The sequence below is a fragment of the Pseudomonas sp. HAR-UPW-AIA-41 genome (genome assembly GCF_002304225.1).
GTDB lineage: Bacteria > Pseudomonadota > Gammaproteobacteria > Pseudomonadales > Pseudomonadaceae > Aquipseudomonas.
Map to the genome: position 1 here is coordinate 681,949 of NZ_NSLB01000001.1, position 23,118 is coordinate 705,066.

A 23,118-nucleotide genomic window follows, 5' to 3' on the forward strand; every position below is an offset into this window, starting at 1 on the left:
CCTGCGGCCGGGAGTGCCACAGGGTTGTACCAACATTCATGTGGAGAGATCACCTTGGTAGAGTACGTAGTGTCCCTCGATAAGCTCGGCGTCCACGATGTTGAGCGGGTAGGGGGCAAGAACGCTTCCCTGGGCGAAATGATCAGCAACCTTGCCGGTGCCGGTGTTTCGGTTCCTGGCGGTTTTGCCACCACGGCCCAGGCCTACCGTGATTTTCTCGAGCAAAGTGGTCTCAATGACCGTATTCATGACCTGCTTGATGCTCTCGATGTGGATGACGTCAATGCGCTGGCCAAGGCCGGCGCGCAGATCCGCCAGTGGGTGATGGACGCCGAATTCCCGGCCCAGCTGGATGCCGATATCCGCACCGCCTTCGCCGAAATGAGTGGCGGCAACGAGCACATGGCCGTGGCCGTGCGTTCCTCGGCCACCGCCGAAGACCTGCCGGATGCGTCCTTCGCCGGCCAGCAGGAAACCTTCCTCAACATCCGTGGCGTGGACAACGTGATCCGCGCGGCCAAGGAAGTGTTCGCCTCCCTCTTCAACGACCGCGCCATCGCCTACCGCGTGCACCAGGGCTTCGACCACAAACTGGTCGCCCTGTCCGCTGGTGTGCAGCGCATGGTTCGCTCGGAAACCGGCACCGCCGGCGTGATGTTCACTCTCGACACCGAGTCGGGTTTCCGTGACGTGGTGTTTATCACCGGCGCCTATGGTCTCGGTGAAACCGTGGTGCAGGGCGCGGTCAACCCCGATGAGTTCTATGTGCACAAGCCCACGCTGGAGGCCGGTCGCCCGGCGATCCTGCGCCGCAACCTGGGCAGCAAGGCGATCAAGATGGTCTACGGCGATGAAGCCAAGGCCGGCAAGTCGGTGAAAACCGTCGAGGTCGATCGTGCCGATCGCGCCCGCTTTGCCCTGAGCGATGCCGAGGTCAACGAGCTGGCCAAGCAGGCGCTGATCATCGAGAAGCACTACCAGCGCCCGATGGATATCGAGTGGGCAAAAGACGGTGACGACGGCAAGCTGTACATCGTTCAGGCCCGTCCGGAAACTGTGAAGAGTCGCAGCAGCGGCAATGTCATGGAGCGTTACCTGCTCAAGGAAAAGGGCAAGGTACTGGTGGAGGGCCGTGCCATCGGTCAGCGCATCGGCGCCGGTCCGGTCAAGGTCATCCACGATGTCTCCGAGATGGACAAGGTGCAACCCGGCGACGTGCTGGTTTCCGACATGACCGATCCGGACTGGGAACCGGTGATGAAGCGTGCCAGTGCCATCGTCACCAACCGCGGTGGGCGTACCTGTCACGCCGCGATCATCGCCCGTGAGCTGGGCATTCCGGCGGTGGTCGGCTGCGGAAATGCCACTCAGGTGCTGGAAGACGGTATGGGCGTTACCGTGTCCTGCGCCGAAGGCGATACCGGTTTCATCTTCGAGGGTGAGCTGGGCTTCGATATCCGCAAGAACTCGGTCGATGCCATGCCCGAGCTGCCGTTCAAGATCATGATGAACGTCGGCAATCCGGACCGCGCCTTCGACTTTGCCCAGCTGCCCAACGAGGGCGTGGGCCTCGCGCGTCTGGAATTCATCATCAACCGCATGATCGGGGTGCACCCCAAGGCGCTGCTGAACTTTGCCAACCTGCCGGCTGAGATCAAGGACAGCGTCGAGAAACGCATCGCCGGTTACGACGATCCGGTCGGTTTCTACGTTGAGAAACTGGTCGAGGGCATCAGCACTCTGGCTGCGGCGTTCTGGCCGAAGAAGGTCATCGTGCGCCTGTCGGACTTCAAGTCCAACGAGTACGCCAACCTCATCGGCGGCAAGCTCTACGAACCGGAAGAAGAGAACCCGATGCTCGGCTTCCGTGGCGCTTCGCGCTACATCAGCGAGAGCTTCCGCGACTGCTTCGAGCTGGAATGCCGCGCGATGAAGAAAGTCCGCAACGAAATGGGCCTGACCAACGTCGAGATCATGGTGCCTTTCGTCCGTACGCTCGGCGAAGCCAGTCAGGTGGTCGATCTGCTGGCCAGCAATGGCCTCAAACGCGGCGAAAATGGCCTGCGCGTGATCATGATGTGCGAACTGCCATCCAATGCCCTGATGGCGGACGAGTTCCTGGAGTTCTTCGACGGTTTCTCCATCGGTTCCAACGACCTGACTCAGCTGACGCTGGGCCTGGACCGCGATTCCGGTATCGTCGCTCACCTGTTTGATGAGCGTAATCCGGCGGTCAAGAAGCTGCTGTCCAATGCCATTCAGGCTTGCCGCAAGGCTGGCAAGTACATCGGCATCTGCGGTCAGGGCCCTTCGGACCATCCGGATCTGGCCAAGTGGCTGATGGAGGAGGGGATCGAGAGCGTCTCGCTGAACCCGGACTCCGTTCTGGATACCTGGTTCTTCCTGGCCGAGAACCACGCCTGATAACTGTTTTCTGGCAGTCAGAAGGGCGGGTCACTCACCCGCCCTTTTTTGTGCAATAGAGTCATGCAGTAGAACCATGCAAAGTAGCAGTGAGCTTTTTCCCGTCGCCCTGATCAGCGCCGAAATTCGCGGCGAACTGACCGAGGACGTCTACCTTCTCAAGCCCAATAACAGCCCGGACAACACCGTGGAGCTGGCTTTGACGCGGATTGGTATGCGTGAGCGCAGTGGCGATCTCGGTGAGCCGGTGGTGTTGCTGCATGGCAGTTTTTCCAATCGGCGCTTCTGGTGTTCGCCGTTGGGGATCGGTGCCGGTGCCCATCTGGCACGCCAGGGCTTCGATGTGTGGATTCTGGAGCTGCGCGGTCACGGCCTGTCGCCGCGCAACCGTGATTACACGAAGAATCGCGTCAGCCAGTATGTGCGCTATGACCTGCCAGCGGTGGCGGCCTTCGTTCAGGAGCAGAACGGTCTGGTGCCGCACTGGGTCGGCCATTCGCTGGGCGGCATCGTTCTGGCGGCGGCGCTGGGCGGCGGTTATCTGGACGAGGCCAGTGCCGCCTCTGCGGCCCTGTTCGGAAGTCAGATCAGTCGCATCTACTGGCCGCTCAAGGTGCCGCCGGTAGAGTGGGCAGGGCGCCTGCTGCTCAAGGGGTTTGATCAGGTTTCCGGCAGTCGTCTCAAGCGCGGGCCGGAAGACGAGCCGATCGGTCTGGTCAAGGAAAGCCTGCGTTGGCATGGCCTGTTCGGGCGCTTTGGCGACAGCGAACGGGACTGGTGGGCCGGTTTGGCCGATGTGCGGGTGCCGCTGCTGGCGGCCGCGGGCGCAGGCGATACGCAGGACCCGGCCTGGGCCTGTCGCAAGCTGTTCGAGCAGTTCGGCTCCGCCCAGAAGGAGTATCACTGCCTGGGCAAGGCCGATGGCTTCAGTCAGGACTACGGGCATGTCGACATGCTGGTGAGCAAGGGCGCGCAGAAGGAGGTCTGGCCTTTGTTGGCAGCCTGGTTGCTGCGTGCCGGCAAGGCCTGACAGTGCATTCCAGAGCCTGGCTACAGGAGTTAAACTGCGCGCAGTCCGCTCTGCCATGGGCTTTGCCATGGCCCAGAAATGTTCAATGCCGCGCGGTTGCTGCCTTTGACCGCCGAATCATCTCTCTACAACGAGGAGCTTGCCATGCATTACGTTACCCCTGACCTGTGCGATGCCTACCCGGAGCTGGTACAGGTCGTTGAGCCGATGTTCGCCAACTTCGGTGGGCGCGACTCCTTCGGCGGCCAGATCGTCACCGTCAAGTGCCACGAAGACAACTCGCTGGTCAAATCCCAGGCTGACGAGCCGGGGCAGGGCAAGGTGCTGGTGGTCGACGGCGGCGGCTCGCTGCGTCGTGCCCTGCTGGGCGACATGATTGCTGAGAAAGCGGCCAAGAATGGCTGGGAAGGCATGGTGATCTACGGCTGCGTGCGTGATGTCGATGTGCTGGCGCAAACCAATCTGGGTGTGCAGGCGCTGGCCAGCCATCCGATGAAGACCGACAAACGCAACATCGGCGACCTCAACGTGCCGGTGACCTTTGGTGGCGTGACTTTCAAGCCGGGTGAGTACGTGTATGCCGATAACAACGGCATCATCGTTTCCCCGCAGCCACTGCAAATGCCCGAGTAAGCTGTTGACGCAGTCAGGCCCGCGCGTTACCGGGCTTGGCTGATGGAGCACGCATGTACGACGAGCCCAATCCAGCGGCCGGCCTGATTCACGCACAACTGCTTGATGGGCGTGGTGGCGCTCGCCAGGTGGACTCTGCCGAGCTGGCGACACTGCAAGCCGGGGCCGGTGAGTGTCTGTGGCTGCACTGGGATCGCAGTCATCCGCAGGCGCAGGCCTGGTTGCGTGAGCAGAGCCTGTTGAGTGGCTTTACCTGTGATCTGTTGCTGGAAGAGAACACCCGGCCACGTTTACTGACCTTGCCGGATGAGCAATTGCTGCTGTTCCTGCGGGGCGTCAACCTCAACCCCGGGGCTGAGCCCGAGGACATGGTCGCGGTGCGTATTTTTGCCAGCGCCAGTCAGGTCATTTCCCTGCGCCTGCGCCCGCTGCGGGCTACCGATGAAGTACTGGCCGAGCTGGCCCAGGGGATTGGCCCGCGCACCAGTGGCGAGTTGCTACTGCGCCTTACTCAGGCGATGACCGACAAGAGCGATCAGTTGATGATTGAGCTGTCGGAGCAGCTGGATACGCAGGAAGAGTTGATGGAAGAGGATGAACGCCATCATCCGGAACATCAGCAACTGCTTCAGGTTCGCCGTCGTGCTGCTGGCTTGCGCCGCTTCCTGGCGCCCCAGCGTGACCTTTATGCGCAACTGTCGCGCACCGGATTTGGCTGGCTGAGTGGTTTGGCCGAGCAATGGAATGAATTGCATAACCGCCTGACGCGGCAGCTGGAAGAGCTGGAAATGCTGCGCGAGCGGGTCAGTCTGGTGCTGGAGTCGGAACACCGGCGCATGAGCGAGGGCATGAATCGCACCATGTACCTGCTCAGCATCGTTACCTGTTTCTTTCTGCCGCTGAGTTTCATTACTGGTTTGCTGGGCATCAATCTGGGCGGTATGCCGGGCGCGGAACACCCCTATGGCTTTTTCATGGCCTGCGCTCTGATTGCTGTTCTGGCCATTTCTCAATGGTGGTTGTTTCGCCGGCTGCGCTGGCTGTAATCGCTGTGACTTCGCCGAAGATGGCGACGTCTAGCCGACATAGCGCCTGTGGAGGTGAGTATGCAAGATCCCTTTGAAGAGTCGCTGCGCGACTTGCTGAAAGCCTCGCCAGGTAGCCATGACGACGATGCCTGCCTGGGGCGGGTATTGAAGACGGCCAACCGTCAGGTTGGCGTCGGTGATCTGTTTTCCATGATGGGGCGCTGGGTGCCTGCGCTGATGATGGCGCTGAACAATGGTTCAGCGCACTGGGCACCGGTATCGCGTCTCGACCGTTCTCATCGTTCTGCTGACAAGGCTGAGTGACTATGCAATTCGATCCCTGGACTCAAGGTCTGGTGAGTGCCATGACCGCCATCTGGACCAAGGCGGCGGGCTTCATTCCCAATCTGTTTGCGGCGCTGGTGCTGGTGCTGGTGGGCTTTGTGGCCGCCAAGCTGCTCGACACCCTGCTGTCCAAACTGCTGGCCAAGCTCGGGCTCGACCGCCTGATGGGCGGCACCGGCCTGACCAAGCTGCTGGTGCGTGCCGGCATCCATGCGCCGGTCTCCAGTCTGGTCGGTAAGGTGGTGTATTGGTTCGTCGTGCTGATCTTTGTGGTCACCGCCGTAGACTCGCTGGGTCTGGAGCGTCTGTCGGCCACCCTGGATCTGTTTGCCCAGTATCTGCCGAAGATGTTTGGTGCAGCGCTGGTGCTGCTCGGCGGTCTGTTGCTGGCGCAGCTGGCCAATGGTCTGGTGCGTGGTGCGGCCGAAGGTGTGGGGCTGGAGTACGCCAGCGGCCTGGGGCGGATTGCTCAGGGCCTGGTGATCATCATCAGCATCTCGGTGGCCATCGGCCAGCTGGAGATCAAGACCGATCTGCTCAATCTGGTGATCGGCATCGTACTGATCAGCGTTGGTCTGGCTGCCGCCCTGGCGCTGGGTCTGGGCAGTCGCGAGGTGGCCGGGCAGATCATCGCCGGGATCTATGTGCGTGAACTCTATCAGGTTGGCGATGTCCTCAAGGTCGGCGACGTTGAGGGTCAGATCGAGGAAATCGGCACGGTCAAGACTGTGCTGCTGACCGACAGCGGAGAGTTGATTTCGCTGGCTAATCGCGCTTTGCTTGAGCAGCGCGTCAGCAGCCGCTGATTCGCGCGTTCGCCAGCGTCCCGCGCGGCGCCGGACTGGGCTTGTCCGGCGTCCTCGATCAGGCTATCGGCTGACTCCCTTGAACGATCTGCATTTGTCTAAAACGGCTTACGACCCGCGCCAGCTCACGGATGAGGAACTGGTGCAGCGGGCGCATGTCGAGCTGTTTCATATCACCCGTGCCTACGAAGAACTGATGCGCCGCTATCAGCGCACCCTGTTCAACGTCTGCGCCCGCTACCTGGGTAATGAGCGTGACGCCGATGACGTCTGTCAGGAGGTCATGCTCAAGGTGCTCTACGGTCTGAAGAACTTCGAAGGCAAATCCAAGTTCAAAACCTGGCTGTACAGCATTACCTACAACGAGTGCATCACCCAGTACCGCAAGGAAAAGCGCAAGCGTCGTCTTCTTGATGCGCTCAGTTTGGATCCGCTGGAGGAAGCTTCCGAGGAGGAAGCGCCGAAGCCTGAAGAGAAGGGCGGGCTGGACCGCTGGCTGGTGCATGTCAATCCGATCGATCGGGAGATCCTTGTGTTGCGGTTTGTTGCAGAACTGGAGTTTCAGGAGATCGCCGACATTATGCACATGGGCCTGAGCGCCACGAAAATGCGCTACAAGCGGGCTCTCGATCGTCTGCGGGAAAAGTTTGCCGCGCCGGTCAGCGACGAATAGTTGACGCTATTCTTCAAAATTTCGTGAAAAGACTGGTACAATCGCGGCACTGAGTCGTGTGGGTGTTTTTTTGACGGCTCGCGGACCACTAAATTAGATGGGGATTTAACGGATGAAACTGAAGAACACTCTGGGCCTGGTTATCGGCTCTCTGCTGGCTGCCGCTGCTGCAAACGCTGTGGCTCAAGGTCAAGGTGCTGTTGAACTGGAAGCGTTCGGCAAGCGTTACTTTACCGACAGCAGCAGCAACATGGATGAAGGCAATCTGTTCGGTGGCTCCATCGGTTACTACCTGACCGAAGACGTATCTCTGGGCCTGTCGTACGGCGAGTACCACGACATCCGTTCCGAGAATGGCACTGGCAACAAGGACATCAAGGGCAACCTGGCTTCCCTGGACGCCTTCTACCACTTCGGTACTTCCGGCGACGCTCTGCGTCCTTACGTTTCCGCCGGCTTTGCCCACCAGAACATCAGTAACGTTCCGGATCGCACTGGCCGTGACCACAGCACCTTCGCCAACCTCGGCGCTGGCGTTAAGTACTTCCTGACCGAAAACTTCTTCGCCAAGGCTGGCGTTGACGCTGCCTACAACATCGACGCCAACGAAACCGAGTGGCTGGCCGGTGTGGGTGTTGGTCTGAACTTCGGCGGTGCCACCGCTCCGGCTCCGGTAGCCGAGCCGGTAGTTGCCGAGCCGACTCCTGAGCCGACTCCTGAGCCGACCGAGCCGGTTCGTGTTGAGCTGGACGTGAAGTTCGACTTCGACAAAGCTGTTGTTAAAGAAGAAAGCTACAGCGACATCAAGAGCCTGGCTGACTTCATGGGTCAGTACCCGCAGACCACCACCACCGTTGAAGGTCACACCGACTCCGTTGGTACCGACGCTTACAACCAGAAGCTATCCGAGCGCCGTGCCGGTGCTGTGCGTGACGTGCTGGTCAACCAGTACGGTGTAGGTGCTGAGCGCGTCAGCTCCGTAGGTTACGGCGAGTCCCGCCCGGTTGCCGACAACGCCACCGAAGCTGGTCGCGCTGTTAACCGTCGCGTAGAAGCTGAAGTAGAAGCCCAGGTTAAGTAATCCACCTGACGCGTCATGAAAAACCCGGCTTCGGCCGGGTTTTTCTTTGCCTGTAGAAAAGTGATCGCTCGGCTGCTTGTTGATGGTGGGTTGTCATGCATCCACTTGGTGCGTGTCTGAGGCTGCGCGGCGTGCTTGCCGGTTGCGAAGCCCCGGTTATTGCGATGCATAGAGTGCAGAGTGCTGCGCAACGTCGTGTAGTCATCATTCACTGGCCCTGTCGACGTGATCTTCCGGGTGATTCCCAGGCGGTTGAAGGGTCAACAATGAGCGCCGCGCCCCTGAACCAATGAAGGTCTTTTCGCCGCGTGCCTGGTCAGCTATTGACCGGCAGCTGGGGCTGGCCTTCGTCGTTACAGGACAGACAAGACATGATCTTCGGTCGCAGAAAGCGCAAGCCCATCAGCATTCCGGCCAAACCGGTCAAGGAATGGAAGTACACCACCTGCAACTACTGCTCGACCGGCTGCGCCATCGAGCTGGGCCTCGGCGAGGATGGTCGCATCGTTACCAGCCGCGGCCATGCGGGTGCCGACGTAAATCGCGGCAAACTGTGCATCAAGGGGCTGCTGGAGCACGAACTGTTCGAGTCTTCCGGACGCGGTACGGTACCGCTGGCCCGCGACAAGGCCCATCTGCCATTCCAGCCGACCAGTTGGGATGCCGCGCTTGACGCCACCGCGGCGAAGATCAAGGACATCCAGGCCAAATACGGCCGTGACGCCTTCGCTGTGGTCTCCACTGGCCAACTGCTCACCGAGTAGTTCTACACCCTCGGCAAGCTGGTGCGCGGGCAGATCGGCACCAACAACTACGACGGCAATACCACCCTGTGCATGGCCTCGACGGTGTCCGGCTACAAACGCAGCTTCGGCAGCGACGGCCCGCCCGGCTGCTACGACGATTTCGAGCACGCCCACTGCCTGATGGCCTTCGGCTCCAACCTGCCGTAGCCGCATCCGATCATCTACTGGCGCCTGAAGGAGGCGATGGAGAAGCGCAAGTTCCCGCTGATCGTCATCGACCCACGCGTGACCATGCTGGCGCAGTTCGCCGACATCCACCTACCGATTACCCCGGGAACCGACTGCGTGCTGATCAACGCCATGCTTCACGTGATTTTCAAGGAAGGCCTGGAGGACAAGGACTACATCACCGCGCACACCAACGGCATCGACGAGTTGCGCGCGCTGGTGGCCGACTATGACCCCAAGACCGCCCAGCACATCTGCGGTATAGACGAAGGCCGCATCCGAACCGTGGCGCGCCTGTACGCCAAGGCCCCGGCGGCCATGAGCATCTGGACCATGGGCATCAACCAGTCCACCCATGGCTCGGACGGCGTGGTCAACATCAACAACCTCAATCTGGTCACAGGCAATATCGGCAGGCCCGGCGGCACCAGTCTGTCGATCACCGGCCAGTGCAACGCCATGGGCACCCGCGAGTGGTCGTCCTGCTCAGGCCTGCCGGGTTACCGGGCGCTGGATAAGGACAAGGACCACAGGAATGTTGCCGACTTCTGGGGCATAGCCCCGGATTTTTCCCACCGGCCCGGGGCCTGTCGCAGACCGATATTTCCCCGGCCATTGAGACGGGCGAGATCAAGGGCCTGTGGCTCGTGGCGACCAATCCCATGACCGCTATGCCCAACCATTCGCGCATCCGCAAGGCGATGGAAAGCTCGAGTTCCTGGTGGTGCAGGACGTCTACCAGGACGTCGAAACCACCCCGTACACCCATGTGTATTTCCCCGCCGCCGTGTGGGCCGAGAAGCAGGGCTGCCACACCAACACCGAGCGGCGGGTGAACCTGACGCGCAACGTACTGCCGCCATATGCCGACTCCAAGCCGGACCTCTGGATCTTCAACCAAATGGCCAAGCGCTTCATGGACCGCAATGTCATCCACTTCCCGGACGACGCCAAGGCGGCCTTCAACGAGATGCGCGAGCTGTCCAAGGGAGAAGGGCGAACGCTGGACATTTCCGGCATGAGCTACGACCGCATCGAGGCGGCGCGCGGTATCCACTGGCCCTACAGCGAGGCCCAGGCCGCCGCCGACGAGGCCGAGCACGGCGCGCTGGGTGCTTTCGACATGCTTCGCCGCTAGGATTATCCGGGCGAGCGCCGGCTCTATGCCGACGGCCATTTCCAGACCGACGACGGCCGCGCCAAGCTGATTCCGGTCAGCTTCGTCAACAACAACGAATGCCCGGACGCCGAATACCCCTTCTGGCTCAACTCCTGGCGGGTGGTCGAGCATTTTCACACCCGCACCCGCACCCGTACCGGCAAGATCGGCAACTGCAACAAGTTCAGCCCCACCCCCTATATGGAGATGAACCCCGACGCCGCCCGCGAGCTGGGCATCCAGCACTCCAGCTATGTGCGCCTGGTCAGTCGGCGCGGCGACGCGGTGGTGATGGTGCAGCTGACCCACCGGGTCGGCCGCAACATGCTGTTCATCCCGTTCCACTTCCACGACTGCGTCAACCGCCTGACCCTCGGGCTGCTCGATCCCTACTCGCGTTAGCCGGCCTTCAAACAGAATGCCGTGCGCGTGGAGCTGATCGATCAGCAGGAAGCCGCACGCCTGAACCTTGAATAGTGCAACATGTGCGTCGACCGTCTGGAAGTGGGGTTGAAACCCGCCTGCGTCTCGGCCTGCGTGGGCAATGCGCTGGATTTTGGCGTGATCGAGAGCGTGCCGGCCAACCGCGAGCAGGCGAGGGCGGAGATCCCTGGATTCCCGGATCCGGCCATCACCCATCCGAACATCCGCTTTCAGCCGATCAAACAGCTGCCGGATGAACTGACCCGCACCGACTCGATGCCGCTCAAATACCATAAGGACGAGCAGGGCCGTTACCGCCCGGCCATCGACCAGAAGCAGGGCAAGACCTGGCACTGGAACCTGGCGCGCCTGAGTTCTCGGGAAAACCCGCTGGTGCTCTTCACCCTGGCCACCTAGGCGGCGATCGGCGCCTTTGGCCTGGCCTTCGTCGGCGCCCAGGTGGACCTGGCCGGCTTAGTCCAGTTCGCCCAGTCGATTTTCTACCTGCCGCTGATGATGCTGGCCTTCGGCCTGTTCATGTCGACCATGCACCTGGGCAAGCCCAAGCGCTTCTACCGGGGCTTCAACAACCTGCGGCATTCGCCGGTGTCGCGCGAGGGCTTGGGCATCGCCCTGTTCATGGCTTTCCTGGGCCTGCACATCGCCTGCAGCCTGCCGGCCAATGCGCTGGTAGCGCAGCTGGCCAGCGCGGTTGGGCTGGAGCTTGCGCCCTGGCAGGGGCTGGCGGCTAAGGGCGCGACCATGTTTGGCGCTCTGGCGCTGCCGTCAGGCCTGACCGGTCTGTACTACATGAACCGTTGCTATCGCATCAAGGCGCGGCCGTTCTGGAACCACTGGCAGGTGGGTACGGCCTTCTTTGGCAACATGTTCTCGTTGGACGCGCTGGTCTGCGCCCTGCTGCTGACCGGTGCCGACTGGAACGGCGCGCTGCTGGCTGCTGGCAGGGCCCTGGCCGGCCTGGTGCTGCTGGCCTGCTGTCTGATCAGCCGGGCGCTGTTCTACGTGCTAGTGATCCCCACCACCATGCCCGGCGCTTTCTTCTGGAAGAACAAGGGCTTCGAGCAGCACGCCCGCGACATCGGCCTGGCGCACATGCCGCAGGTCGGCGTCGTGCCGCTGTCGCACTGGGACCAGCTGTTATCTCAGGGCCTTGTATGCAACTGGAAGATCTGCCGGGCACGCGCTGCGTGATCGGCCTGCGCTACTTCGCCGAGGACAGACAACTGCTGCATCAGAGCCAGCTGTGCGGCACGGTGGTGTCAGCCGATGCCGAGCAGGGCATCCGCGTTCTGCTGCAGGGTGCGGCCGATGGCGAGGCGGTGCACTTCAGCCTGCCGCCCGCGCTGCAGGCCCGGTTCCGCGTCCCGCCCGGACACTACCGGGGTCAGGACGGGCGGGTGGATATGCGCGATCCGGATTATCTGGTCAGCTGGGACATCGAGCGCGCCTGCGGCAAAGTCGGGGAAGATCAGCACCAGTGGTGGCGGTGGAAGGCTGGTGAGCGTCGCACCGACGTTGCATCTACTCATTAACGGCACTCGCTGCCTAGACTAACCAAGCGGCCAGGTTGGTCTAGTGCATAACCGCTTTCCGGATGTTCTGATACTTCCGGTTTCGCCCTTTCTGGGCGTGTCACGTTCTTGTTGTTTGTCCAGCAAAAAGTAAACAACAAGCAAAAAGGGCTCTCGACATCGGAGTCTGCCCTTCGGTCAGGTATTTTTCTTGCTGCGATGCTGCTGCTTAACGTCTCCCACTTTTGAGTAGAACTCAGCTCTAGAATGCAATCCCGGCAACTAGGCTATTGGATATGAAAAAGCGTTTCACAGATGAGCGCATTATGGGCTACCCGCACGGAGCGAACGCTGTTGTACCGATCAAGAAACTTTGCTGCAGATACAGTTTTTGCGGCCATTTGCTAGTTCTGGTGCCGCCAGTTTGGGGTGTATCGGAACACTTCAGCGATAGTGCTGCAGCAAACTCTCGAATTCACCGCGCTGCTGTAATCGAACCATAGCTCTGAGGACTTTTTGCGCGGGTACTTGTGGGTCGTCTCGTATCAGGCAGGCAACAGGTTCTTCTTGAATGCCCTCCAGAGCGATCAGCGCGGGTTTCGTCGGAGACTGCCGATTGAACCAGTGCAGCGATAGCTCGTTGCTAATGCCATAGTCGAGTCGCTGTGCGCGCAGCATTTCAAGCACCTGATGCTGGCTGCGGCTATCCACCCGTTGCAGCTTTGCGGAGCTTAATTGCTCTTGCAGAGACGGGTAGTGATAGCCCAGCACCGTGCCCAGTTTTGCTCCATCCAGATGCTCAAGACCATTGAAGCCCGCATAGCGCTCGCGACCGATGAGTTGATCTCGTTGGGTCATGAACGGCAGGCTCCATATGAAGTGATGGGGCGCATTCAACCAATTGGGTGATGAGTAGCAAAGTAAGTCGACTTGAGCCTTGTCCAGCGCAATTTCGACACGGGCTCTAGGTAAGGTCACCAGCTTAATGGGGGTTTGGCTTTCGGCTGCGATCAGACGGTAGAGATCAGGGATCAGTCCGCGCTCTGGTGCCCCGTGAGACACATCGGTGAGCGGCATGGTCCAGCTTTCCAGGACTGCGCTTCGCAGCGGCTCGGCACTGGCTGGGCTGGGCTGCAGCAGGCATCCAGCTAGTAAGCCCAGGCAGGCGATTCGGGGGCCGCTGTGAAGTGGCATCAACAAGTGTTCCTGAGTGGCGGGTTTGGGTGCAATTTACAGGCTGCTCCGCTAGGATTAGCCCACCTTGCCACCGGCTGCGATGAAATTTAATGAGTTATCAGGTTCTTGCACGTAAATGGCGTCCGCGCTCGTTCCGCGAAATGGTCGGCCAGACCCATGTGCTCAAGGCCCTGATCAACGCGCTGGACAGCCAGCGCCTGCATCATGCCTACCTGTTTACCGGTACCCGGGGCGTGGGCAAGACCACCATCGCGCGCATTCTGGCCAAGTGCCTGAACTGCGAAACCGGCATCAGTTCCACGCCCTGTGGCACCTGTTCGGTATGCCGGGAAATCGATGAGGGGCGTTTCGTTGACCTGATTGAAGTCGACGCCGCCAGTCGCACCAAGGTCGAGGATACCCGCGAGCTGCTCGATAACGTGCAGTACTCGCCGAGCCGCGGGCGCTTCAAGGTCTATCTGATCGACGAAGTGCACATGCTCTCCACCAGCTCGTTCAACGCTCTGCTCAAAACTCTGGAAGAGCCGCCGCCTCACGTCAAATTTCTGCTCGCGACCACCGACCCGCAGAAGCTGCCGGTCACCGTGCTCTCGCGCTGCCTGCAGTTCTCGCTGAAGAACATGCCGCCGGAGCGGGTGGTCGAGCACCTCAATCACGTGCTGACTGCCGAGAATGTGCCGTTCGAGGAAGATGCTCTCTGGCTGCTCGGCCGTGCAGCCGACGGCTCCATGCGCGACGCAATGAGCCTGACCGACCAGGCCATCGCCTTTGGCGAAGGTAAGGTCATGGCCGCCGATGTGCGTGCCATGCTCGGTACTCTCGACCATGGTCAGGTCTACGGTGTGCTGCAGGCGCTGCTCGAAGGCGATGCCCGGGCCTTGCTCGAAGGTGTTCGTCATCTGGCCGAGCAGGGGCCGGACTGGGCTGGCGTGCTGGCCGAGATGCTCAATGTGCTGCACCGCGTGGCCATTGCCCAGGCACTGCCCGAGGCGGTGGATAACGGCCAGGGTGACCGCGACAAGGTACTGGCACTGGCTCAGGCCCTTCCCGGCGAGGATGTGCAGTTCTACTACCAGATGGGGTTGATCGGCCGGCGTGACCTGCCGCTGGCGCCCGATCCGCGCAGCGGCTTCGAGATGGTGTTGCTGCGCATGCTGGCGTTCCGTCCGGCGGATGCCGATGGTGCGCCCAGCTCGCCGCTCAAGGGACAGCCACTAAAGAACTTGGGAATCAGCCCGGCCACAGCTGATTCCAGACCCAACCCGGTGGCCGGCGTCAGCCTGACTGCGCCGGTTGTTGCGGCAGCCCCGAGCACGCCCACACTGAATCCTGCACCTGCACCTGCACCTGCACCTGCACCTGCACCTGCACCTGCACCTGCACCTGAGTCTGTCGTGGCGCCTGCTCCTGTGGCGCCGGTGGCAAGCGAAGCTGCCGTCAGTACGCCAGCTACTGCCGTCGATCTGCCGTGGGAAGAAGCGCCTGTTGCTGCGGCCGAATCTTCGCCGTCCATTCCGGTTATGCCGGTGGCTGTTCCGGCCGAAGTGCCCCCTGTGCCTGCCGAGGCTACTGTAGCCACCGCTGCTGACGATGACGACGAGCCGCCGGTGGGTGAATACGACTATTACGAAACCGACGCTGAAGCCTATGACTACAGCTTCGCCGACGAGCAGGAGCAGGCCCCGGCCGAACCCGAGCCGCTGCCAGCCGCGCAGCCGGCCAGTGGTCTGGCGGCTGAGTGGCTGGAACTGTTCCCGCGTCTGGGGCTGTCCGGCATGACCGGCAGCATCGGCGCCAACTGTTCGCTGATCGAAGCCGAGGGCGATAACTGGCTGCTGCACCTGGACCCGGGCCAGAGCGCACTGTTCAACGCGACGCAGCAGCGGCGTTTGAACGATGCACTGAACCAGGCCCTCGGGCGCACCCTCAACCTGCGTATCGAGGTGATCAAGCCCGCACAGGAAACCCCGGCCCAGGCGGCCGCGCGCAAACGCGCCGAGCGCCAGCGCCTGGCAGAGGAGTCGATCGCCAACGACCCGGTGGTGCGCCATCTGATTGAACACTTCGGCGCCAGCGTGCGCGCCGACTCCATTGAACCGCTGGAGCGCGTCTGAGCGCCCATTTCGAGAGGAACGCACACATGATGAAAGGTGGCATGGCCGGCCTGATGAAGCAGGCCCAGCAGATGCAGGAACGCATGCAGAAGATGCAGGAGGAGCTCGCCAACGCCGAGACCACTGGCGAGTCCGGTGCCGGCCTGGTCAAGGTGGTTATGACCGGTCGTCACGACGTCAAGCGCGTGAGCCTGGACGACAGCCTGCTGCAGGAAGACAAGGACATCCTTGAAGACCTGATCGCAGCAGCGGTGAACGATGCCGTGCGCAAGATCGAGCAGGCCAGTCAGGAAAAAATGGCCGGTTTCAGCGCGGGGATGCAGTTGCCGCCCGGTTTCAAAATGCCTTTCTGATGCGTGCTGCCCAGCTGCTGCAAATAGCTGTGTTGCAAGCCGGCCCGGGCATCCTCATTTACGGGCAGTAAACTCCGGTGCCCGTGCCGTCTTGCGCCTTGCTCTGCACCGCGTCTGAACAGCACTGGCACCGTGGGCCCTCAGAAAAAGTGGCCTCATTTCCCGGATAGCTTCTGCTTCAACCTTGCCGAGTGGTTTTCCATGAGCTTCAGCCCGCTGATTCGCCAACTGATCGATTCGCTGCGCATCCTTCCCGGTGTCGGGCAGAAGACGGCGCAGCGCATGGCCTTGCAGATGCTGGAACGCGACCGCAGTGGTGGGTTGCGTCTGGCTCAGGCGCTGACGGCGGCGATGGAAGGGGTGGGGCACTGTTCCCAGTGCCGCACTCTCAGCGAGGATCATCTCTGCCCGCAGTGTGCCGATCCACGCCGTGATGATTCGCTGTTGTGTGTGGTCGAGGGGCCGCTGGATGTGTTTGCCGTCGAGCAGACCGGCTACCGCGGGCGCTATTTCGTGCTAAAGGGGCACCTGTCGCCGCTCGATGGTCTCGGCCCGGAAGCCATCGGTATTCCGGAGCTGCTCGCGCGCATTGGGGCAGGCAGCTTCAGCGAGATCATCCTGGCCACCAACCCGACCGTGGAAGGCGAGGCAACTGCCCATTACATCGCGCAGATGCTGGTCGGTAAGGGCCTCAGCCTGACCCGTATCGCCCATGGCGTACCGCTGGGTGGCGAGCTGGAGCTGGTTGACGGCGGTACCCTGGCCCATGCTCTGGCCGGCCGCCGGCCGATGATCGACTAGCCGCCAGATTTCCCAGATCTGTTTACTGAGCGCGCGTAGTGCCGCGTCGCTGGCGCGTGGGCGGCTTTTACGCGGCATGACAGAAGTGCCGTGAGCGATGGCCGGAGTGTCGCCTTGCAAACCAAGCAAGCGCTAGGTATGGTCGCCTAAACCCTTGCCGGAGCCGCCCATGTCTGCCTTTCAGGAATACTTCAATCAGGATCACCAGATGGTGCGCGACTCCGTGCGTCGTTTTGTCGAGCGCGAGATCCTGCCGCACGTTGCCGACTGGGAAGAGGCCGAGGAGTTTCCCCGCGAGCTGTACCGCACGGCAGGGGCCGCCGGCATCCTCGGTATCGGCTACCCGGAGCAGTTTGGTGGCAGCCACGAGGGCGATATCTTTGCCAAGGTGGCGGCCAGTGAAGAGCTGATGCGCTGTGGCTCGGGTGGTCTGGTGGCGGGGCTGGGTTCTCTGGACATCGGTCTGCCGCCGATCCTGAAGTGGGCCAAGCCGGCCGTGCGCGACCGGGTGGTGCCCGAGGTACTGGCCGGCGAGAAGATCATGGCCCTGGCCGTGACTGAACCCAGCGGCGGCTCGGATGTGGCCAACCTCAAGACCCGCGCTGTGAAGGAGGGAGATTTCTACCGCGTCAGCGGCAGCAAGACCTTCATCACCAGCGGTGTGCGCGCCGATTACTACACCGTGGCGGTACGTACCGGTGGCGACGGGTTTGGCGGCGTCAGCCTGCTGCTAATCGAGAAGGGCACACCGGGCTTCACCGTGGGCCGCTCGTTGAAGAAGATGGGCTGGTGGGCGTCGGATACCGCCGAGTTGTTCTTCGACAACTGCCTGGTGCCGGTAGAGAACCTCATCGGCGTGGAGAACATGGGCTTTGCCTGCATCATGGCCAACTTCCAGAGCGAGCGCCTGTCGCTGGCGATCATGGCCAACATGACCTCACAGATGGCGCTGGAGGAGGCGACCCGCTGGGCCAAGGAGCGCGATGCCTTCGGCAAGCCGATCGGCAAGTTTCAGGTGCTCAAGCATCGCCTGGCCGAGATGGCCACCCAACTGGAAGTCTCCCGCGAATTCACCTACCGCCAGGCCGCGAAGATGGCCGCCGGCAAGAGCGTGATCAAGGAAATCTCCATGGCCAAGAACTTCGCCACCGATGTTTCCGACCGAATTACCTACGACGCCACGCAGATCCTCGGCGGCATGGGCTTCATGCGCGAGTCGCTGGTCGAACGCCTGTACCGCGATAACCGCATCCTCTCCATCGGCGGCGGCACCCGCGAAGTGATGAACGAGATCATCAGCAAACAGCTGGGGTTGTAGGCTGGCTGGCCTGCTCTCATAGAAACTGACTGCATAAAAAAAGCCCCCGTCTGGGGGCTTTGAGCCAGTGGAGCAGAGGACTTCGGCTCTCAAGAGTGGTTGCTGTCAGTGACGCGAGTCGAGCTGTGCAACCTGAGCGCGCAGTTGGGTAGGCAGGCGGTTGCGGCGCACTTCGCGGATCTGACCCTGGTCGTCCTGGACCAGATAGGCCGTGCCGGTCTGACCGATGCCCTGTTGAGTCTTCTGGCCGCCGAAGTAGCCGATACCGGCACCCACCAGCGCGCCGATCGGGCCGCCCGCGGCGCCGCCGAGCAGGACGCCCACGCCACTGCCGAATACTTCTCCGGTACGGTTGTCTTCTGTGGTGCCGACGATCTCGGCGGCATTGGCCAGGGGGGCGATCAGGGCCAGGGCAAGCAGGAATTTGTTCATTGTGCAGTTCTCCGTAAGGCGATGTGAGGGGCTGTTCAGCCGACGGAGATAGGTTCTCAAAATGCTGGTTCAGCAAGAATCACCATGATCTGTACTGCTTAATTTCATAAATAGAAATAGATCAGGCATGAAAAAGCCCTCCGAAGAGGGCTCTCACAGGTGCAGCTTGTGCGCTGAGGCATTCAGAGACCGAGCTGGGTCAGCCCCGGATGCTCGTCGGGGCGGCGCCCTTGGGGCCAGTGGAACAGCCTCTCGTCCTCACGGATCGGCAGATCATTGATGCTGGCATGGCGCACCTGCATCAGGCCCTGCTCGTCGAACTCCCAGTTCTCGTTGCCGTAGGAGCGGTACCACTGACCGTTCTCGTCATGCCACTCGTAGGCAAAGCGCACGGCGATGCGGTTGCCCTCATGGGCCCAGAGCTCCTTGATCAGGCGGTACTGCTGTTCACGCTGCCATTTGCGGGTGAGGAAGTCGCGGATCTGCTCGCGGCCGCGCGGGAACTTGCTGCGGTTGCGCCACTGGCTGTCGGCGGTATAGGCCAGCACCACCCGCTCGGGGTCGCGGCTGTTCCAGCCATCCTCGGCCATGCGCACTTTCTGCGCGGCGGTCTCACGGGTAAAGGGCGGGAAGGGCGGACGGGCTTCGGGGTTCATGGGCGGTTCCTTGTGGAGTTGAGGTTAAACGCTGCCGGCGGTTTCGATAACCAGCACCCGCGCCACCCCGATCGGGTGGGCGACATGCTCGGTGCCGCGACTGGCATAGAAGATGTCGCCACAGTCGAGCAGGCACTCACGTTCCTGCCCATCCTGGCGGTAGTGCATGCGCACCTGGCCATCGAGCACGACAAAGACTTCCTCTCCGTCGTTGATATGCCAGCGGTAGGGCTGGTCGGTCCAGTGCAGGCGGGTGGTGATGCCGTTCATGCTGGCGATGTCGAGCGCGCCCCAGGCACGCTCGGCGGTGAAGTCCTTGCTGCGGATAATCTTCATGGACGACATTCCTAGAGGTCGAGGACCAATGGTTGCGTCCCGTCCTTGCCGGCGGCCGGCACGGCGCAGCAGATCAGCGCCTCACCCTCGGCCGGCAGGTTGGCCGGTGGCTGCGGGTAGGTCACCTGACCGCTAACGATGCGTGTGCAGCAGGTGCCGCAGGTGCCGCCCCGGCAGCTGAACTCCGGGGTCAGGCCGCGGCTCTCGGCCAGCTCCAGCAGGCTACCGCTGCCGGGCGTCCAGCGCGCTTCCTTGCCCGAGTGCTCGAACAACACGGGCACAGGGATGCTGGCCGCCGGTGGCCAGTCCTGTGTCGGGCCGGCCTGATCAGGACGCCGCTTGAGGCTGGAGGGACCGAAGGTTTCGGCATGCAGGCGGTTGTCGCTGATGTTCAGCTCGCGCAGACCGTCATACAGGTCCTGGGTAAAAGCGGACGGCCCGCACAGCACGAAGTCATAGTCATCGAAGGGCAGCACGGCCTTGAGCAGTTCGACATCGATGCGCCCGTGCAGGTCGAAGTCCACGCCTTCGCGCGCGTCGGCCTCGGGCTGGCTGATCACCCGCAGCCAGTGCAATGTCTCGCCGTTCTCCTGCTCAAGCTCCTGCAACTCGCGGCTGAAGGCCAACTCCGCCTGCTGGCGGGCACTCTGGATCAGCCAGACTGTGCGGCGCCGGCGCAGCCGGCGATTCTGGTAAGCCACTTCACGCAGCATGCTCAGCAGCGGGGTGATCCCAACCCCGGCCGCCAGCAGCACCAGCGGCCGGCGCTGCTCGGGGTCGAGCACGAACTGGCCCTGTGGCGCCTTGGCCTCCAGCAGGCTGCCGCCCCCGATCTGCTCATGCAGATAGCCGGACGCCAGTCCGTCGCGCTTCACGCTGATGCGCAGGAAGTCATCGGATGGCGCGCTGGACAGGCTGTAGGTGCGGATGAGCGGGTGTGCCTGCCCGGGAATCGTCAGGCGCAGGGGCAGATGCTGACCCGCCGAGAACGTCGGCCAGCCTCCGGCGTCGGCCGGCTGCAGATAGAACGAGCGGATGCTGGCGCTTTCGTCGACCACCCGGGCCACCCGCAGGGGCCGCCACTGATCGCGCAGCGCCTGCGCCTGCAGTCGTGCCTCGGCCTGCTCCCAGCTGCCGGTCATCAGGCTATTCGGTGAGTAGCTCTGGAAATCCCAGCGCAGCGCCAGCGCGCCGCGCCGGCGGACCACCTGCTCGACCTCCACGTGCCAAAGCCGCTCGGCGCCCTGGAAGGCGCGGATTTCCTCACCCTCCAGGGTCAGCTCGGTGCGCCCGCTGAGCTGCAGCAGATCACCCGTGGCGAAGTCGATGAACAGCAGACCGGCCTGTGGGTTGAGCAGCAGGTTGCCGAGGGTGTTGAAGTGCAGGTTGCCGGCAAAGTCCGGGATGCTCAGGCGGTTGCCCTGCACCCGCACGAAGCCGGCCTGGCCGCCGCGGTGGGAAACGTCCACCGCCAGCCGGCCATCCTCCAGGGTGACGTAGCTGGCGACGAAGAAAGTGTCGGCGCCGGCAATCATCTGCTGCGCCGGCTCATCCAGATGATCCAGCCGCTCGGCCACTACAGTCGGTAGCGGCTGGCTGGCGGGCAGCAGGTGCTGACGCAGCTGGATGTACTGCGGGCAATTGCCGAATGCCTGATCCACGGCGATGCCAAGACCCTGGGCGTCACGTCCGACCACCTGGCCGTTCAGGCGATTGCGCCGGCGGGTATGCAGCTCGATGCCGAGCAGGCCGACGGCCGCGCCGTCTTGCAGCGTCTGCGCCGCCGGATCGCCCGCGCCGGGCGTGCTATCCAGCCGCAACAGACGCGGCTCAGGCGAATGGGCAAATCCGGGCGGGCCCTCGAGGATGCTGGCCCAAGGGCGCCCCTGGGCATCGACCGAGCCCAGCAGCACAAACGGCAGCTGCCGGTAGAAATCGCGGTGCTGGTCGGGCATGTGGTCGCGGATCACCCGGCGGCCGAATACTTCCATGCGCTCGGCCACGCCTGCACGTTCCTGCAGCTGCTTTTCCCCGGGGTGCCAGGGCGATGAATCGGGCGGCAGTGGGCTGGTCATGGCGGGGCTCCGCTGAATGAAAAGGCCGGCACGGCTGGTGACCGCGCCGGGGTGACTCAGGCGCTTTGCAGGCCGACGGCGCTGCGCTGCATCGGCACGAAGCCCGGCAGTGTTTCGATGCGGGCCAGCCAGGCACGCACCTGCGGGTAGTCGGCCAGCGACACATTGCCCTCCGGCGCGTGGGCGATATAGGTATAGCTGGCGACATCGGCCAGAGTCGGCAGGTTGCCGGCGAGGAAGGGACGGCCGGTCAGCTCCTGTTCGATCACCTTGAGCAGGGCATGGGAGCGGGCGATGGTCGATTCGGCGTCATAAGGCGCACCGAACACGGTGATCAGGCGAGCGGTAGCCGGGCCCGAGGCGATCTGTCCGGCGGCGACGGACAGCCAGCGCTGTACCTGGGCCGCCATCAGGGCGTCCTTGGGCAGCCACTGGCCGCTGGCGTCGTACTGCTTGGCCAGATAGACCAGGATGGCGTTGGAGTCGCTCAGCACCACGCCGTTGTCATCGATCACCGGCACCTGGCCGAAGGGATTCATGGCCAGGAATTCGGCCGATTTGTGCGCGCCCTTGGCCAGATCGACGAACACCAGTTCGGTCGGCACATTCAGCAGCGAGAGGAACAGCTCGACGCGGTGTGCGTGGCCGGAGAGGGGATGACGGAAGAGTTTGATCGGCTTGGACATGGTGGACTCCGCAGTTAGCAAGGTGAAACAGCGGCACCGGGTGTGCCGTGCTGTGGGAGCCATACTGAGTCACAGAGCCGAATCGCAGAATCGCCAGAACTGGCAATCCATTGTTGCGCGAAATGAAATGAACGCCTGACTCAGGCCAGCGCCGGGTGCTCGCGCAGACGACTCACCGCAAAGTCGACAAAGCTGCGCACCCGCGCGGCGGCGCGCCGGCCTTCACGGTAGACCACGTGTACGGGCAGCTCAGGCAAACCGAACCCCTGCAGCACCTCGACCAGCTCGCCGCGTTGCAGGCGTTCATGCACCTGATAGCTCATGCAGCGGGTCAGCCCGCCATCGGCGCAGGCCGCACGAATCGCCGCCTGATTGGTGGTGCAGCTCAAACGGGGGCGCAGCGGGTAATGCCGCAGCGCGCCGTCTACCTGAAAGCGCCACTCGGTCAGCCGTGCATCGGCGCTGGAATGGATAATCTGATGATCCCCCAGCTCATTGGGGTGTTGCGGGGTGCCATGCCGGCTGAGGTAGGCCGGGCTGGCGCAGACCACGCGACGGATCTGCCCGGCCTTGAGGGCGAACAGCGAGGAGTCGGGCAGGGCGCCGGCGAGGATCGCCACATCCACACCTTCTTCGTGAAGGTTCGGCTGACGGTCCAGATAGCGCACATACAGCTGCACCTCGGGATACTGCTGCAGGTAATCGAGGAGGATGGCCGGCATCAGCTCCTGACCGAACAGCAGGGGCACGCTGACCGTCAGATGCCCGCGCGGCTGGCTGTGCAGGCCGCTGGCCGAGGCTTCGGCCTCTTGGACCTCGGCGAGAATGCGCTGGCAGTCGGTGGCAAAGCGCTCGCCGGCCTCGGTGAGCAGCACGCCGCGGGTGCTGCGTTGCAGCAGCGCCAGATTCAGCCGCGCTTCCAGCGCGTCGATGGCGCGGGTGACGGTAGGCGCGGAAAGCTCCAGCTGGCGTGCGGCGGCGGCCAGGCTCAGGGTCTGGCTGACCGCGAGGAACACCTGCATCTGTTGCTGGCGGTCCATGG

General features: G+C 62.6%; 27 protein-coding genes. 20 read left to right on the plus strand and 7 right to left on the minus strand.

Annotated features, from left to right (window positions below; translation table 11 throughout):
* Positions 1–54: 54 nt before the first annotated feature.
* The 16 genes from ppsA (at position 55) to CK486_RS03180 (ending at position 12,129) form a co-directional block, all read left to right on the plus strand.
* Positions 55–2,424 carry a phosphoenolpyruvate synthase gene (ppsA, locus tag CK486_RS03130; RefSeq protein ID WP_095938812.1) on the plus strand — a complete coding sequence of 790 codons (2,370 nt, stop codon included), beginning with the start codon at positions 55–57 and terminating at the stop codon, positions 2,422–2,424.
* A 76-nt stretch (positions 2,425–2,500) separates the two neighbouring features.
* The gene (locus CK486_RS03135; RefSeq protein ID WP_095938813.1) at positions 2,501–3,454 is read left to right on the plus strand and encodes an alpha/beta fold hydrolase; all 954 of its coding nucleotides are present in this window, start codon (positions 2,501–2,503) and stop codon (positions 3,452–3,454) included.
* Between the two features lie 144 nt (positions 3,455–3,598).
* Complete coding sequence (gene rraA, locus CK486_RS03140) at positions 3,599–4,087, plus strand: ribonuclease E activity regulator RraA (protein WP_095938814.1); 489 nt, start codon at positions 3,599–3,601, stop codon at positions 4,085–4,087.
* A 53-nt stretch (positions 4,088–4,140) separates the two neighbouring features.
* A complete protein-coding gene (locus tag CK486_RS03145) occupies positions 4,141–5,133 on the plus strand; it encodes a zinc transporter ZntB (RefSeq protein ID WP_095938815.1) in 993 nt (330 codons plus the stop codon).
* A gap of 60 nt (positions 5,134–5,193) precedes the next feature.
* Positions 5,194–5,439: a CrfX protein gene (locus tag CK486_RS03150; RefSeq protein ID WP_095938816.1), complete on the plus strand. Its 246-nt coding sequence runs from the start codon at positions 5,194–5,196 to the stop codon at positions 5,437–5,439.
* Positions 5,440–5,441: 2 nt separating this feature from the next.
* The gene (locus CK486_RS03155; protein ID WP_095938817.1) at positions 5,442–6,266 is read left to right on the plus strand and encodes a mechanosensitive ion channel domain-containing protein; all 825 of its coding nucleotides are present in this window, start codon (positions 5,442–5,444) and stop codon (positions 6,264–6,266) included.
* Positions 6,267–6,360: 94 nt separating this feature from the next.
* The gene (gene sigX / locus CK486_RS03160) at positions 6,361–6,939 is read left to right on the plus strand and encodes an RNA polymerase sigma factor SigX (RefSeq protein ID WP_095939049.1); all 579 of its coding nucleotides are present in this window, start codon (positions 6,361–6,363) and stop codon (positions 6,937–6,939) included.
* A 112-nt stretch (positions 6,940–7,051) separates the two neighbouring features.
* Positions 7,052–8,020 (plus strand): OmpA family protein, encoded by a 969-nt coding sequence (locus tag CK486_RS03165; RefSeq protein ID WP_095938818.1) that lies wholly within the window; start codon positions 7,052–7,054, stop codon positions 8,018–8,020.
* A gap of 371 nt (positions 8,021–8,391) precedes the next feature.
* Positions 8,392–8,784, plus strand: a complete 393-nt coding sequence (locus CK486_RS18165; protein ID WP_218192079.1) for a molybdopterin-dependent oxidoreductase — start codon at positions 8,392–8,394, stop codon at positions 8,782–8,784.
* Between the two features lie 21 nt (positions 8,785–8,805).
* A complete protein-coding gene (locus tag CK486_RS18170) occupies positions 8,806–8,973 on the plus strand; it encodes a hypothetical protein (protein WP_218192080.1) in 168 nt (55 codons plus the stop codon).
* 12 nt (positions 8,974–8,985) lie between these two features.
* A complete protein-coding gene (locus CK486_RS18175) occupies positions 8,986–9,660 on the plus strand; it encodes a molybdopterin-dependent oxidoreductase (RefSeq protein WP_256574359.1) in 675 nt (224 codons plus the stop codon).
* Positions 9,635–10,132: a molybdopterin-dependent oxidoreductase gene (locus CK486_RS18180; protein ID WP_218192082.1), complete on the plus strand. Its 498-nt coding sequence runs from the start codon at positions 9,635–9,637 to the stop codon at positions 10,130–10,132. The genes CK486_RS18175 and CK486_RS18180 overlap by 26 nt, the downstream gene beginning before the upstream one ends.
* A 69-nt stretch (positions 10,133–10,201) precedes the next feature.
* Complete coding sequence (locus tag CK486_RS18185; RefSeq protein ID WP_256574360.1) at positions 10,202–10,555, plus strand: molybdopterin dinucleotide binding domain-containing protein; 354 nt, start codon at positions 10,202–10,204, stop codon at positions 10,553–10,555.
* An 81-nt stretch (positions 10,556–10,636) separates the two neighbouring features.
* The gene (locus CK486_RS18190; RefSeq protein ID WP_218192084.1) at positions 10,637–10,993 is read left to right on the plus strand and encodes a hypothetical protein; all 357 of its coding nucleotides are present in this window, start codon (positions 10,637–10,639) and stop codon (positions 10,991–10,993) included.
* A gap of 42 nt (positions 10,994–11,035) precedes the next feature.
* Entirely contained in the window at positions 11,036–11,788 is a 753-nt protein-coding gene (locus CK486_RS03175) for a dimethyl sulfoxide reductase anchor subunit (RefSeq protein ID WP_218192085.1), read from the plus strand.
* Complete coding sequence (locus CK486_RS03180; protein ID WP_095938819.1) at positions 11,752–12,129, plus strand: hypothetical protein; 378 nt, start codon at positions 11,752–11,754, stop codon at positions 12,127–12,129. The genes CK486_RS03175 and CK486_RS03180 overlap by 37 nt, the downstream gene beginning before the upstream one ends.
* Positions 12,130–12,552: 423 nt before the next feature.
* Here CK486_RS03180 and CK486_RS03185 read toward each other — a convergent pair whose 3' ends face one another.
* Positions 12,553–13,185 (minus strand): ABC transporter substrate-binding protein, encoded by a 633-nt coding sequence (locus CK486_RS03185; protein WP_176481633.1) that lies wholly within the window; start codon positions 13,183–13,185, stop codon positions 12,553–12,555.
* A 209-nt stretch (positions 13,186–13,394) separates the two neighbouring features.
* Here CK486_RS03185 and dnaX point away from each other — a divergent pair, with 209 nt between their 5' ends.
* The 4 genes from dnaX (at position 13,395) to CK486_RS03205 (ending at position 17,891) form a co-directional block, all read left to right on the plus strand.
* Positions 13,395–15,419 (plus strand): DNA polymerase III subunit gamma/tau, encoded by a 2,025-nt coding sequence (gene dnaX / locus CK486_RS03190; protein WP_095938821.1) that lies wholly within the window; start codon positions 13,395–13,397, stop codon positions 15,417–15,419.
* 26 nt (positions 15,420–15,445) lie between these two features.
* Positions 15,446–15,772: a YbaB/EbfC family nucleoid-associated protein gene (locus CK486_RS03195; RefSeq protein ID WP_095938822.1), complete on the plus strand. Its 327-nt coding sequence runs from the start codon at positions 15,446–15,448 to the stop codon at positions 15,770–15,772.
* Between the two features lie 201 nt (positions 15,773–15,973).
* Positions 15,974–16,573 (plus strand): recombination mediator RecR, encoded by a 600-nt coding sequence (gene recR, locus CK486_RS03200; protein WP_095938823.1) that lies wholly within the window; start codon positions 15,974–15,976, stop codon positions 16,571–16,573.
* Between the two features lie 169 nt (positions 16,574–16,742).
* Positions 16,743–17,891 carry an acyl-CoA dehydrogenase family protein gene (locus tag CK486_RS03205; protein ID WP_095938824.1) on the plus strand — a complete coding sequence of 383 codons (1,149 nt, stop codon included), beginning with the start codon at positions 16,743–16,745 and terminating at the stop codon, positions 17,889–17,891.
* 105 nt (positions 17,892–17,996) lie between these two features.
* Here CK486_RS03205 and CK486_RS03210 read toward each other — a convergent pair whose 3' ends face one another.
* The 6 genes from CK486_RS03210 to CK486_RS03235 all read right to left on the minus strand — a co-directional run bounded on the left by CK486_RS03210 (position 17,997) and on the right by CK486_RS03235 (position 23,116).
* The gene (locus CK486_RS03210; RefSeq protein WP_095938825.1) at positions 17,997–18,323 is read right to left on the minus strand and encodes a hypothetical protein; all 327 of its coding nucleotides are present in this window, start codon (positions 18,321–18,323) and stop codon (positions 17,997–17,999) included.
* Positions 18,324–18,505: 182 nt separating this feature from the next.
* On the minus strand, positions 18,506–18,979 hold the full coding sequence (locus CK486_RS03215; protein WP_095938826.1) for a nuclear transport factor 2 family protein: 474 nt from the start codon (positions 18,977–18,979) through the stop codon (positions 18,506–18,508).
* Positions 18,980–19,003: 24 nt separating this feature from the next.
* Positions 19,004–19,315: a cupin domain-containing protein gene (locus tag CK486_RS03220; protein ID WP_095938827.1), complete on the minus strand. Its 312-nt coding sequence runs from the start codon at positions 19,313–19,315 to the stop codon at positions 19,004–19,006.
* Between the two features lie 11 nt (positions 19,316–19,326).
* Positions 19,327–21,390, minus strand: coding sequence for a pyridoxamine 5'-phosphate oxidase family protein (locus tag CK486_RS03225; RefSeq protein ID WP_095938828.1), 2,064 nt, complete (start codon positions 21,388–21,390; stop codon positions 19,327–19,329).
* Positions 21,391–21,446: 56 nt separating this feature from the next.
* Positions 21,447–22,076: a glutathione S-transferase family protein gene (locus tag CK486_RS03230; protein WP_095938829.1), complete on the minus strand. Its 630-nt coding sequence runs from the start codon at positions 22,074–22,076 to the stop codon at positions 21,447–21,449.
* Between the two features lie 140 nt (positions 22,077–22,216).
* Complete coding sequence (locus CK486_RS03235) at positions 22,217–23,116, minus strand: LysR family transcriptional regulator (protein WP_095938830.1); 900 nt, start codon at positions 23,114–23,116, stop codon at positions 22,217–22,219.
* Positions 23,117–23,118 lie beyond the last annotated feature (2 nt).